This is a genomic window from Kitasatospora sp. NPDC022785 (assembly GCF_055561295.1).
In genome coordinates this window covers 85,472-97,759 of record NZ_JBVHHB010000027.1, presented here as the reverse complement: position 1 = coordinate 97,759, position 12,288 = coordinate 85,472, and the positions used below count along the sequence as shown (strand labels likewise).

Below are 12,288 nucleotides of genomic sequence, written 5' to 3'. Positions count from 1 at the left end.
CCCACCTGTGTTCCGGGCCGCACGCCGGCCACCCTGACGGCTACTCAGCCCGAGCAGGGATACCGCGCGGAACCTGCCCGCCGAACCGCCCCACCCGGCCGTTCACCCGCATGCCCCGTGAATGCGATCTCCTGCGAGGGCGAGCGGAACGAGGGAAGCCGACGGCGGGTCACGAATCGCGCGAGCCCGGTCAGGTCGACGGTGTCCGAGGTCAGCGGGACGACCGGCCGCTGCTGCCGGGCTCCGGCTGGTGCCTGCCGGTGGGGGCCGGGGGGTGCCAGTCGTAGGTCGCGCCGGCGCGGCCGAGCAGGACGCGGTCGGGGAGGAGGCCGCCGAGGGTGAGGGCGGCGTCGCGGAGCAGGACGGCGAGCGGGGAGCGGCGGGCGACCAGGGCGCCGATGCGGCGGGAGCCGGCGACGACCGACGTGGCGCGGGGGAGGCGGGCGGCGGTGTAGGCGGGGAGGGTGGCGGCCGGGTCGGTGCCGGGGGCGATGCCGGCGGCGAGGACGACCGCGTCCTCGATGGCCTGGCAGGCGCCCTGGCCCTGGAACGGGCACATGGCGTGGGCGGCGTCGCCGAGCAGGGCGACCCGGCCGCGGTGGTGGGCGGGCAGCGGGTCGGCGATCTCCCAGACGTCGTGGCGCAGCACCTCGGCGGGGTCGGCCGAGGCCAGCAGCTCCGGCACGGGCGCGCACCAGTCGCCGTACAGCCGCAGCAGTTCGGCCCGCTCGTCGCCGTCCGCCGCGCGGGCCCCGGCGGGGGCGAGGGCGGCACCGTACACGTACACCCGGCCGTCGGCGAGCGGGACGATGCCGACCAGCCGGCCGCGCCCCCAGATCTCGCCGGCGGCGAACGGGGCGCGCGGCGGCTCGGTGACGATGGTGCGCCAGGTGGTGAAGCCGGAGTAGCGCGGGCCGGGGTGGTGCGGGAAGAGCAGCGCGCGGCTCGCCGAACGAATGCCGTCGGCGGCGACCACCAGCTCGGCGGGTCGCTCGCCCGCTCGGGTGCGGACCACGGCCAACCGGTCGGCGTCGCCCGGGTCGGCCAGTTCGGCGGGGGAGCCGGTGTGGATGCTCCCGGCCGGGAGGGCGTCGACCAGGGCGTCGACGACGGCGGCGCGCGGGACGGCGATCACCTTGTCGCCGAAGAACGCCTCGACCGCGTCGGTGCCGGTGCGGGCGAGCCAGCGGCCGGAGGGGCGGCGAAGGCCGACGGCGGGATGCGGGGACGCGAGGGCGCGCAGCCGGTCGCCGACGCCGAGCCGGTCGAGGGCGCGGAGCGCGTTGGGGGCCAGGGCGAGGCCGGCGCCGACGGGTTCGAGCGAGGCGGCGCGCTCGTGGACGGCGACGGTGACGCCCTGGTGGTGGAGGGCGACGGCGGCGGCCAGTCCGCCGATGCCGCCACCGATGACGACGGCTTGTGGCTCTGCCTGGTCCATTTGGGCTCCCCTCTCGAACTACACCTGTAGTTTCGGTATCGAGAGCACCGTACTACATCTGTAGTGTGAGTTGGGTGCTTCTCCCGGGACCCGCGAAAATCGGACCCATGACACCCCCGCGTCCGACGCTGATCGCCGACACCGCCATTGCCCTGATCGCCGAGCGCGGCCTGCGCGGGCTGACCCACCGCGCGGTGGACGAGGCGGCCGGACTGCCCGCCGGCTCGACCTCCAACCTCGCCCGGACCAGGGCCGCCCTGCTGGAGCTGGCGCTGACCCGGATCGCGGAGCTGGAGTCGCCGGGCGTCCTCGCGGCGGCAGGGCCGGCCACCCCCGGGGCCGGGCCGCGCGACCTGCTCGCCCAGGTCGCCGCCGATGCCGTGCACCAGGCGCTGACGGCCGGCCGCGCGCTCACCGTGGCCCGCTTCGAACTGGCCCTGGAGGCCACCCGCCGCCCCGAACTACGCGCCGTCTACGACCGGTTGGGTGCGGGCTTTCTCGACTTCGCGGTCTCCGCGCTGGAGGGCTGCGGCTCCCGCGCGCCGGACGCGGACGCCCGCCGGCTGGTCCGCTGGTGCGAGGGCGTGCTGATCAACGTGACGGCAGGCAGCGGCCATGGCCGCATGCCGGAACGGGCCGAGCTGCACGAGGACGTGGCGGGCTACCTCGCCGCGCTGCTCGACCGGGAGCCGTAGGGCGACTACGCCGCCACCGTCACCACCGGCTCGTGCCGGACCGGGAAGTTCACCGAGTTGGCCTGACCGCTTCATTGGAACGGCTCGGGCACCCAGTCGACCGTGGCGCCGGCGGGCCGCGTTTCAGCGGATGGCCCGCTTCGCGACGAGTCGGGCGCAGGCCGCCGCGTCGGTGCGGGAGGTGTCCACCTCCAGGTCGTAGACGACGCCCCGGTGCACGGCCTCGGCCTGGGCGGCGGCCATGCCGGTGGCGCGGTCGCCCCGGGCCCGTTCCCGGGCGGCGGCGACCTCGGGCGCGCAGTGCACACCGACCCAGAGCACGTCCAGGCCGTCCAGGGCCCGGCTCCAGCGCTGCTGCGAGGCGGTGGTGCCGAGGAAGACCTCGTCGACGATGATCCGGGCGCCGGCCCGGGCCATCGCCGCGACGCCGACGGTCCAGGCCTCGTCCAGTGCGGCGAAGGCGGGCCCGACGGTCACCGTGCCGTCGCCGTCGTCCAGCCCGCCGATGCCCTGGCCGTCGCCGTCCTGCCCGTCGCGCAGCGCGGCGGGCAGCGCGTCGACCAGGGTGTCGGCCCCGAGGGTCAGCCACGGGTCGGGCAGCAGCTCCTGGAGGTGGCGGGCGATGCTCGATTTCCCCGAGCTGGAGCCTCCGTTGAGGACGATCACCTGTGCAGCGCTCATCCCGCCACCCTAGACCGACGGCCTGGACCGACGACCTCCCGCTCAGCCCGCCCGGTGCGCGGCCGCGGCGGCCGCGAAGGAGGCGGCGAGCTGCGGTGATCCTGCCCAGTGCAGGTGCAGATACGAAGCGTGAACGTTGTCGGGGGTGCCGCCGGCGAAGCCCTCGGTGCGCGGACCGGTCGGCAGCCGCCAGCCCCAGGCCGGCCGTTCGCCCGCCGCGGGCTCGCAGACCGTGCGGTGGAACTCGTGCCCGCGTACCCGGGTGCCGGCCGGTGCCAGCGGCGAGTCGTGGAGTGCGACGGCCTCCCGGTAGCCGAGGGTCAGCCGTTCGGTCATCCGGGCCGCCGTGTCCAGCACGCCGCACATCGGCAGGCCGTCCAACTCCCGCCCGAGGTAGAGCAGTCCGGCGCACTCGGCGGCGATCGGCGCACCCGAGGCGGCGAACGCGGCGATCGCTGTGCGCAGTTGGGAGTTCGCGCTCAGCTCCCGGACGTACAGCTCGGGGAAGCCGCCGCCGATCACCAGACCGGCCGTGCCCTCGGGCAGGTCGTCGGCGTGCAGCGGGTCGAACGGGACGACCTCGGCGCCCGCCGCGGTGAGCAGCTCGGCGTTCTCCGCGTACGAGAAGGAGAACGCGGCGCCGCCGGCCACCGCGATCCGGGGCGTGCCGGCGACCGGCGTGACCTCGGCGGTGGCGTCCCAGGGGGCGGCGTCCAGCGGGGGAGCGGTCCGGGCCAGCGCCAGCACCGCGTCCAGGTCCACCGAGGCGGCGATCAGCCCGCCCATGTCGGCCACCGCCTTCAGGGCCTCCGCCGAGCGTTCCACGGCCGGGATCAGGCCGAGGTGACGGGACGGCGTGGCGACCGCCGCCGAGCGGCGCACCGCGCCCAGCACGGGTACACCGGAGCCCTCCTCCAGCGCCTCGCGGAGCAGCAGCTCGTGCCGGTCGGAGGCGACCCGGTTGAGGATCACCCCGGCGAGCCGGACCTCCGGGTCCCAGGAGGCGAAGCCGTGCACCAGCGCGGCCACCGAGCGGGACTGCGAGGAGGCGTCCACCACCAGCACCACGGGTGCCCGCAGCAGCTTGGCCACGTGGGCGGTGGACGCCAGCTCGCCGCGCCCGGACGCGCCGTCGAACAGCCCCATCACGCCCTCGACCACCGCCACGTCCGCACCGGCCGCGCCGTGCAGGAAGAGCGGCGCGACCCGCTCCGGCCCGCACATGAACGCGTCCAGGTTGCGGCCCGGCCGCCCGGCGGCCAGCGCGTGGTAGCCCGGGTCGATGTAGTCCGGGCCGACCTTGTGCGGGGAGACCGCCAGCCCGCGTGCGGCGAGCGCGGCGATCAGGCCGGTGGCGACGGTGGTCTTGCCGGAGCCGGAGGACGGCGCGGCGACGACGAGACGGGGGATGGTGTTCAACGGCCTACCACTCTCAACGGGCTGCCACTCTCAACGGCAGGCCACTCTCGACGGCCTGCCACTCTCGACGGCAGGCCACTCTCAACGGGCTACCACTCGATACCGCGCTGGCCCTTGCGGCCGGCGTCCATGGGGTGCTTGACCTTGGCCATCTCGGTGACCAGGTCGGCGAAGTCGGTCAGCGCCTCGGGGGCGTACCGGCCGGTGATGACGACGTGCTGGCTGCCCGGGCGGTCCTTGAGCACGGACACCACCTCGTCCGGGTCGATCCAGCCCCAGTGCATCGGGTAGGTGAACTCGTCCAGCACGTAGAAGCGGTAGGTCTCGGCGGCCAGGTCGCGCTTGACCTGCTCCCAGCCCTCCTTGGCGGCCGCCTCGCTGTCCATCTCCATCTCGCTGGAGCGCTGGATCCAGGACCAGCCGGAGCCCATCTTGTGCCAGTCGACCGTGCCGCCCTCGCCGGAGGCGCCGAGTACGCGCAACGCGTTCTCCTCGCCGACCTTCCACTTGGCGGACTTCACGAACTGGAAGACCCCGACCGGCCAGCCCTGGTTCCAGGCCCGCAGCGCCATGCCGAACGCGGCGGTGGACTTGCCCTTGCCGGGGCCGGTGTGCACGGCCGTGATCGGCAGCGTGCGGCGCTGACGGGTCGTCAGGCCGTCCTCGGGAACGCTCTCGGGAACACCCTTGGGCATCGGGATCAGGCCGCCTTTCGTATCGCGTGGGTGGAGCGGTTCTCGCGGACGAGCGAGGCCACGCCCTCGGCGCGCAGCTCGTCCAGGGTCACGGCGGAGGCGCCGAGTTGCGCCGCCAGCGTACGGGCCAGACCGAGCCGGACCGGCCCGGACTCACAGTCCAGCACAACGCTCGCCACGCCCTGCGCGGCCAGCAGTCCGGCCGCCCGCCGCGACTGCGCGACGGCGTCCCGGGCGCCGGTGGCCCGGCCGTCGGTCACCACGACCAGCAGCGGACGGCGGTGCGGGTCGCGCATCCGCTCGACCCGCAGCACCTCGTGGGCGCGCAGCAGTCCGGCCGCCAGCGGGGTCCGGCCGCCGGTGGGCAGCGACTCCAGCCGGGCCGCGCCGACCTCGACGGACGAGGTGGGCGGCAGCGCCAGCTCGGCGGACGCGCCGCGGAAGGTGACCATGCCGATCTTGTCGCGGCGCTGGTAGGCGTCCATCAGCAGCGAGAGCACGGCGCCCTTGACGGCGGTCATCCGCTGCCGGGCCGCCATCGAGCCGGAGGCGTCCACCACGAAGAGCACCAGGTTGGACTCCCGGCCCTGGCGGACCTGCTCGCGGAAGTCGTCCTTCTGCAGCAGCAGCGCCCGGGACGCCCGCCCGCGCGCCACCTGGTGCGGCGCGGCGGCCTGCAGGGTGGCGCTCAGGTGCAGCCGGGCCAGCCGGCCCTGCGGGCGGCGGGCGCGGATGGTGTGGCCGCCGTCGGTCTCGGCGGGGGAGCGGCGGCCCTGGGCGCCCTTCCCGGTGCCGTCCACCTTGAACAGCTTCGTCCGGTACGGGTCGCCGGCCGCCACCGGGGCGGACTCCCGCGCGGGGGCGGGGTGCTGGGCCGGTACCGGCTGCTGCTCGGGGGCGTCCTGGGGTGCGTCGGGGGTGGGGGCGTCGGCGCCCGCGGGGGCCTCGGGCCCGGCCGGCTCGGGTGCGCCGCCGCCGCCGTTGTCGGGGCCGCCGCCGTCCGGGCCGGGGCCGTCGTCCTCGGGGCCCTCCGGCTGCGGGTCGTCCGGTCGCGGGTCCTCGGGCTGGGGGTCCTCGGGCTGCGGCTCCTCGGGCTGGGCGTGCTCCTCCAGCGTCCGGTCCAGCTGCTCCTCGTCCAGCCCGGGCGCGTCGAAGGGGTTGCGCCGGCGGCGGTGCGGCAGTGCCAGCTGGGCGGCCTTGCGGACGTCCTCCTCCAGCACCTCCGTGCGCCCGGCCCAGGCGGCCAGCGCGACGGCGGTGCGCGCCATCACGATGTCCGCGCGCAGCCCGTCCACCTCGAACGCGGCACAGACAGCGGTGATCTGACGAAGCGCCACATCAGTCAGCTCAACCTTCGGCAGCAACTCCCGTGCCACGGTGATGTGCTCGGCGAGTGCCCGCTCGTCCTCGGCGAACCGCGCGGCGAACCCGGCCGGGTCGGCGTCGTACGCCAGCCGGCGGCGGACCACCTCGGCGCGCTCGGCCGGCTCCCGGGTGGCGGCGATCTCGACGGTCAGGCCGAACCGGTCGAGCAGCTGCGGCCGCAGCTCACCCTCCTCCGGGTTCATCGTCCCGACCAGCAGGAACCGCGCCGCGTGCCGCACCGAGACGCCCTCGCGCTCGACGTACGAGCGGCCCATCGCGGCGGCGTCCAGCAGCAGGTCCACCACGTGGTCCTGGAGCAGGTTGACCTCGTCGATGTAGAGCACGCCGCGGTGCGCCTGGGCCAGCAGCCCCGGCTCGTACGCCTTGACGCCCTCGGCGAGCGCCCGCTCCAGGTCGAGCGAGCCGACGATCCGGTCCTCGGAGACGCCGACCGGCAACTCGACCAGCCGGGCCGGGCGTTCGGACGCCGGCAGGCCGCTGTGCGCGCCGTCCGGGCAGTGCGGGTCCGGTGCGGCCGGGTCGCAGGCGAAGCGGCAGCCGTCGACGGTGGCGATGGACGGCAGCAGGCCGGCCAGCGCGCGCACCATGGTCGACTTGGCGGTGCCCTTCTCGCCGCGCACCAGCACGCCGCCGACGGCCGGGGAGACCGCGTTGAGCAGCAGCCCGAGCCGCAGGTCGGCCATGCCGACGATGGCGGTGAAGGGGTAGCGGACGTCACTCATGATTCTCCAAGGGGGCCCCGGGCGGCAGGAACGGCAGCGAACCCGCGGCCGGCACCCCGCCCTCGATCAGCTTCCACAGCGCGTCGGTGTCCGCGTGCTCCTCGATGAGGTCGCCCAGCCGGTCGAGCCGGGCCTCTCTCGCCTCGGCGAACGAGACGTCCGGCGCGGGCACGAACGCCCGGCCCGACAACCCGGCCACCTCGCGCAGCAGTTCGCGCCGGAACCCGTCGTTCTCCAGCGCACCGTGCCACGTCGTGCCCCAGACCGCCCCCACCCGGCAGCCGTCCAGGAACGGTGTGCCGCCCTCGACGGACACCACCCCGTGGTGGATCTCGTACCCCTCGACCCGCTGTCCGTACGCCTCGCCGACCGGCCGGCCGAGCACCTTCTCGGCGCCGAAGCGGACGTGCGTGGGCAGCAGCCCGAGGCCGTCGACGGCGCCGGCCTTGGACTCGACCTCGTCCACGATGGTGCGCGCCAGCATCTGGTAGCCGCCGCAGACCCCGAGGACCGGCAGCCCGGCCGCTGCCCGCGCCCTGAGCGCCGGCTCCAGGCCGCGCTCGCGCAGCCAGGCCAGGTCGGCGACGGTGGCGCGGGTGCCGGGCAGCACGACCAGGTCGGCGTCGGCCAGCTCCTCGGGCCGGGTGGCCCAGCGGACCAGGACGCCCGGCTCCTGGGCCAGCGCGTCCAGGTCGGTGAAGTTGGAGAGCCGGGGGAAGCGCACCACGGCCACCCGCAGCACGTCCGCGCCGAGCGGCCCGCGGCCGGCGGTCCGGTCGACCACGGTCGACAGGTCGAGCGAGTCCTCGGCGTCCAGCCAGAGGTCCGGCAGCATCGGCAGGGTGCCCAGCACCGGGCGGCCGGTCAGCTCGCGCAGCATCTCCAGGCCGGGCGCGAGCAGCCGCGCGTCGCCCCGGAACTTGTTGACGAACCAGCCGGCCACGTGCCGCTGGTCCTCGGCCGAGAGCAGCGCCAGCGTCCCGTACATCGCGGCGAACACGCCGCCGCGGTCGATGTCGCCGACCACCACGACCGGCAGCCCGGCGGCGGTGGCCAGGCCCATGTTGGCGATGTCGCGGTCCCGCAGGTTGATCTCGGCGGGCGAGCCGGCGCCCTCGCAGACCACCACGTCGTAGCGGCGGCGCAGGTCGGCCAGGCACTCCAGGGCGCGCTCCAGCAGGACGGGCTTGCGTTCGCGGTAGTCCAGCGCGCCCACCTCGGCGACCGGTCGGCCGAGCAGCACCACCTGGCTGCGGCCGTCCGCGCCCGGCTTGAGGAGCACCGGGTTCATCGCCGCCTCGGGCTCCACCCTGGCCGCCTGGGCCTGCATCGCCTGGGCGCGGCCGATCTCGGCACCGTCGGCGGTGACGAAGGAGTTCAGCGACATGTTCTGCGCCTTGAACGGCGCCACGGCGACACCCTGCCGGGCCAGCCAACGGCAGATGCCCGCGGTGACCACGCTCTTGCCCGCGTCCGAGGTCGTTCCGGCGACCAGAAGCGCGTTGCTCATGCGTTCCCCCTCCTTCTCGTGAAAGCCCGGATCACCAGGTGCCCGGCCACGGTCGTACCCAGTGCCAGCGCGCCCACCCGACGGGAGAGCCGGCAGGCGCGCTCGATGTCGTCCACCGTCACCGGCCGCAGCTCCTCGCCCAGCACCGGCCGGTGCTCGATGCGCTCGCCGTAGCGCAGGGTGCCCCCGAGCCGGACGCCCACCGCTCCGGCGAAGGCCGACTCGGCCTGGCCCGCGTTGGGGCTCGGGTGCGCGGAGCCGTCCCGCCGCCAGACCCGCCAGGCGGTCCGGGGCTCGGGCGCGGCGGCCACCGTGAGCAGGGCGGTCAGCCGGGCGCCCGGCCAGCCCGCCACGTCGTCCAGCCGCGCCGAGGCCCAGCCGAACCGGGCGTGCCGCGGCGAACGGTGGCCGACCATCGCGTCCAGGGTGTTGACGGCCCGGAACGCCAGCAGCCCGGGCGTGCCCGCGACCGCGCCCCAGACCAGCGCGTTCACCACGGCGTCGGCGGTGTTCTCGGCGACCGACTCGACCACCGCGCGGGCGATCTGCTGTCCGTCCAGCGCACTCGGGTCGCGCCCGCACAGGTGCGGCAGCCGCGCGCGGGCCGCCGTCAGATCGCCCGCGGCCAGCGAGCGGCCGATGGTCCGGGCCTCACGGGTCAGCGAGGTGCCGCCGAGCACCGTCCAGGTCGCGGCGGCGGCCAGCGCGGCCCGGCCCAGTGGCCGGCGGCCGACGACGCGCTCGGCGGCCACCGCGCCGGCGGCGACGGTGCCCACGCAGAGCGCGGTGTAGGCGGCGCCGGCGGCCCGGTGGTCGCGCCAGAGGCGCTGCTCCAGCCGGCCGGCCGCGCTGCCGAAGACGGCCACCGGGTGGCCGCGGCGCGGGTCGGCGAACCGGGCGTCGGCGAGATACCCCGCGACGGCGCCCAGCGCGAAGGCGGCGGCGCGGGTCAGCGGGCGCACGGCGGACAGCAGAGGGCTCGGAGGGGCGGGGCAGCCTGCATGGCGTGCGAGTCCTCACTCAGGGTCCGCGCCCTGGATCGACGTACCGGGGGCGAGAGTCTCCTGGCTTCCGGGTCGAACGCACTCCCGGGCCTTCCAGCGGCTTCTGACGGCCCGCCGTGGCATCGTCCGGACGTGCTCCCCGGTGACAGTGGCGGGACCGCGCCGGACTCTCACCGGCTTCCTCTGCATGCCTCCGTATTGGCTGAAGGATCCCATCACGGGGCCGAACCGCGAGTCAACCAAGGTCACGGAGGGTTTGGTCACACGGTCTCCGCGTTTCCCGCCCCGTTCCCGTCCCCGTCGCTACCTCCGATCGCCACCCCCCGCAGGGGCATGACAGCCTGTGCGATCGTCCAGCGGCCTGTAGGCCCCTACAGTCGCGCTTCGTGTGTTCGGCGGCTGGGGCGGTCCGACCGCCGACCCCTACCGTCGGGCCATGCGACGAAGACAGCCCCCCGCCGTGCCCCCGGTGCCCTTCTCGCCCGCGGCCGCCCGCGCGCATCGCGCCGGCCTCGGCCTGACCCCCGAGCGGGTGGCCGAGGGCATGGCCGCGCACGGGGTGCGGCTGCTGTCCGCCCATGTGCTCGGCTGGGAGAGCGGCGAGCTGCGCCCGACCGAGGAGGAGTTCATCGCGCTGGCCCGCGCCCTCTGGTGCCCGCCCGCCCAGCTGATGGGCGTCCGCCCGGCCGGGCTGAGGGACTTCCGGGTCGCCCGCGAGCTCAACCAGGAGAACGCGGCCGGCAGGATCGGCATGGCCCTGCACCACTACCGGCGGGCCGAGGCCACCGGCGTCTGGGACGGCGACCAGGAGCAGACGTACGCACTCGCCCAGGTGCTCGGCCTGACCCTGCGCGAACTGGTCGCCGTGACGGGCCGTCGGGACGAGCTCGACCAGCGGCTGCGGCAGTGCGTGGACGGCCGCTGGCAGGCACACGTCCGGGCGATCGGCCGGATCGTGCCGGTGCACGAGGGCGACCTCGCCGCCGTGCTGACGGCGCTGCAGAACGAGAACCAGGTCTCCTCCCACTGGGGCGCCGGCAGCTGGGGCTCCCCGGCTCCGGCGGCGCGGAGCGCGCAGCCGGAGCAGCCGCTCGGCGAGCGGTTCTGGGAGTTGCTCGGGCGGCTGGAGACCGAGATCCCGGTCTGAGGGGCTCTCCCGCCCACGCATGCGAGCGCCGTCCCGCCTGCGCGTGCGAGCGCCGACCCGTCCCGCCCACGCATGCGAGCGCCGTCCCGCCTGCGCGTGCGAGCGCCGACCCGTCCCGCCCACGCATGCGAGCGCCGTCCCGGCACGGGCCCGGTATGACCCGGACGGCCGTGCCCGGTGGCCGGGCGCCGCCCCCGCGAGTGGACTGGTGGGTACAGTGCCCAGTCCACGACCAACAGAGCGGGGAGCGATATGCGTTGGGGAACCGCAGCCGCCGTGGCGGCCGCCGCCGTCGGTGCCGGGGCCGCCGTACTGGTCATCGGCCGAAGGGCCTCCGAGCGGATGGTCCGCCCGTCGGCGGCCCGGGGGCGGGCCGCCGGCCCCGTCCTGGTCCAGGCCCTCGCCCCCGGGCGCGTCACCTTCACCCGCAGCCCGGAGAGCATCCGCCCCGGCCGCTGGGCCGTCGAGTGGGGCGACAACGGGCACGCCGTGGTGGACGAGATCCTGCACGGCGACGAGCGGGGCGTCACCCGGCGGCTGGCCCGCGCGGACCGCGGCATCCTGACGCCCGGCACTGCGGTCCGCTTCACCCCCCGCGTCCACCTCGGTGACCCGACCAGTGCCCTCGGCCTGCCGTTCACCGAGACCACCGCGGCGGGCGAGCTGGGCGCCTTCCCGGCCTGGTACGTCGACGGCAAGCGCGGGACCTGGGTCGTGCTGATCCACGGCGCCGGCGCCGACCGGCAGCAGACTCTCCCGGTGCTTCCGCTGCTGGACCGGCTCGGCCTGCCCGCCCTGGCCGTCACCTACCGCGGGGACGCGGGCGCGCCCGCCTCCCCGGACGGCCTCGGCCACTTCGGCGAGACCGAGTGGCGGGACGTCGAGGCGGCCGTGCGGCTCGCCCTGGACAGCGGCGCCGGGCGGATCATCCTCTACGGCTGGTCGGTCGGCGCCACCATCGCCCTGCAGACCGCCGCCCGGTCCGCCTGGGCCTCCTCGATCAGCGGCCTGATCCTGGACTCGCCCGTCCTCGACCTGCCCGCCACCGCCCGCCGGGGTGCCGCCCGGGCCGGCTTCCGCGGCGCCGCCGCCGAGCTGGGCGCCCTCGCGGCGGAGGGCCGCACCGGCGTCGACCTGGCCGACTTCGCGCGGATCGCGGACGGTACCGACCTGCGGGTGCCCACCCTCGTCCTGCACGGCCCGGACGATCCGGTGGCGCCCTGGCAGGCCGCCGCCCGGCTCGCCGGCCGCCGCTCCGACGTGGTCGGACTCCAGTCCGTCCCCGGCGGCGACCACGCGGCCCTCTGGAACGCCGATCCGGCCCGCTACGAGGAACACCTCCGCCGCTGGCTCACGCCGCTCCTCTGATCCCCGGTGGCGCCCCCGGCGGCGCCCCGGCGGCCGAGCCGTGCCGCCGGGGCGCCGTGCCGCCTTCACCGGCCGTCTCCGTGGCCTCCTCGCCCCCTCCTCTTCCTCCTCCCACCCGTCACCGCGTTTGCATGACGTGCCCACGCCACACAGATCCGGCCAGGCGGTTTGGCCTCTGTTGCCCGATCTTGTGGACCCCCCGCGCCCGCCTCCCGGTGCCCGT

General features: G+C 76.0%; 10 protein-coding genes and 1 riboswitch. Of the genes, 3 read left to right on the top strand and 7 right to left on the bottom strand.

All coding sequences use genetic code 11. From position 1 onward, the window contains the following. Window positions 1-211 precede the first annotated feature (211 nt). Window positions 212-1,438, bottom strand: a complete 1,227-nt coding sequence (locus ACZ3YO_RS32230; RefSeq protein ID WP_465576451.1) for an FAD-dependent monooxygenase — start codon at window positions 1,436-1,438, stop codon at window positions 212-214. 107 nt (window positions 1,439-1,545) lie between these two features. Here ACZ3YO_RS32230 and ACZ3YO_RS32225 point away from each other — a divergent pair, with 107 nt between their 5' ends. Next, entirely contained in the window at window positions 1,546-2,133 is a 588-nt protein-coding gene (locus tag ACZ3YO_RS32225) for a TetR/AcrR family transcriptional regulator (protein WP_465576449.1), read from the top strand. A 123-nt stretch (window positions 2,134-2,256) separates the two neighbouring features. Here ACZ3YO_RS32225 and cpt read toward each other — a convergent pair whose 3' ends face one another. The 6 genes from cpt to ACZ3YO_RS32195 form a co-directional block, all read right to left on the bottom strand. After that, window positions 2,257-2,799, bottom strand: a complete 543-nt coding sequence (gene cpt / locus ACZ3YO_RS32220; RefSeq protein ID WP_465576523.1) for a chloramphenicol phosphotransferase CPT — start codon at window positions 2,797-2,799, stop codon at window positions 2,257-2,259. A gap of 57 nt (window positions 2,800-2,856) precedes the next feature. Then, on the bottom strand, window positions 2,857-4,233 hold the full coding sequence (locus ACZ3YO_RS32215; RefSeq protein WP_465576446.1) for a cobyrinate a,c-diamide synthase: 1,377 nt from the start codon (window positions 4,231-4,233) through the stop codon (window positions 2,857-2,859). 89 nt (window positions 4,234-4,322) lie between these two features. Beyond that, window positions 4,323-4,928, bottom strand: coding sequence for a cob(I)yrinic acid a,c-diamide adenosyltransferase (gene cobO / locus ACZ3YO_RS32210; RefSeq protein WP_465576442.1), 606 nt, complete (start codon window positions 4,926-4,928; stop codon window positions 4,323-4,325). A 5-nt stretch (window positions 4,929-4,933) separates the two neighbouring features. Continuing rightward, on the bottom strand, window positions 4,934-7,036 hold the full coding sequence (locus tag ACZ3YO_RS32205; protein WP_465576439.1) for a putative cobaltochelatase: 2,103 nt from the start codon (window positions 7,034-7,036) through the stop codon (window positions 4,934-4,936). Then, window positions 7,029-8,546 carry a cobyric acid synthase gene (locus ACZ3YO_RS32200; RefSeq protein ID WP_465576437.1) on the bottom strand — a complete coding sequence of 506 codons (1,518 nt, stop codon included), beginning with the start codon at window positions 8,544-8,546 and terminating at the stop codon, window positions 7,029-7,031. The genes ACZ3YO_RS32205 and ACZ3YO_RS32200 overlap by 8 nt, the downstream gene beginning before the upstream one ends. Then, the gene (locus ACZ3YO_RS32195) at window positions 8,543-9,508 is read right to left on the bottom strand and encodes a cobalamin biosynthesis protein (RefSeq protein ID WP_465576434.1); all 966 of its coding nucleotides are present in this window, start codon (window positions 9,506-9,508) and stop codon (window positions 8,543-8,545) included. The genes ACZ3YO_RS32200 and ACZ3YO_RS32195 overlap by 4 nt, the downstream gene beginning before the upstream one ends. Window positions 9,509-9,601: 93 nt before the next feature. Then, window positions 9,602-9,762, bottom strand: a riboswitch (cobalamin riboswitch). Window positions 9,763-9,986: 224 nt separating this feature from the next. Here ACZ3YO_RS32195 and ACZ3YO_RS32190 point away from each other — a divergent pair. Then, the gene (locus ACZ3YO_RS32190; protein ID WP_465576431.1) at window positions 9,987-10,697 is read left to right on the top strand and encodes a helix-turn-helix domain-containing protein; all 711 of its coding nucleotides are present in this window, start codon (window positions 9,987-9,989) and stop codon (window positions 10,695-10,697) included. Between the two features lie 252 nt (window positions 10,698-10,949). Then, complete coding sequence (locus ACZ3YO_RS32185; protein WP_465576428.1) at window positions 10,950-12,065, top strand: alpha/beta hydrolase; 1,116 nt, start codon at window positions 10,950-10,952, stop codon at window positions 12,063-12,065. The last annotated feature ends 223 nt before the right edge of the window (window positions 12,066-12,288 follow it).